Source organism: Frankia sp. Mgl5 (assembly GCF_023242985.1).
GTDB lineage: Bacteria > Actinomycetota > Actinomycetes > Frankiales > Frankiaceae > Parafrankia > Parafrankia soli.
On the sequence record NZ_JALKFY010000601.1, the window covers coordinates 1 to 321 of the forward strand.

At 57.9% G+C, this 321-nt stretch carries 1 protein-coding gene; it reads right to left on the reverse strand.

Annotated features, from left to right (window positions below):
• The coding region (locus MXD62_RS10830) for a DUF881 domain-containing protein (protein WP_248829172.1) at nucleotides 1–321 on the reverse strand (321 nt) is incomplete at both ends.

Here is a 321-nt window from a genome sequence, read left to right on the forward strand (position 1 = left end):
GGCCTACACAGCGAATGGCAGAGTTGCTTACCAGGCGCTGACCATTAATGCTGATCCCTTCCGCTCCGGCGGCTCTCAGTTCATTGACGACAAGGCGGACGTCCTGCTCATGCACGATGTAGTTGGTCACATCCGGGTTGTTGGCTGCGTTCTGGTTATCCTGCATGGTGACCTCAATGCCTGGGCCTTCAACAGGAACAACTCCCGCCAGCATTCGGGCGGCATCCAGCTCACTAAGCGTATCCGCTGCTTCCGATTGCTGCTGTGCCATCGCCTCCTCCACTTTGCCGACCTGACGCTGCAGCTCGATCAACTGCGTCT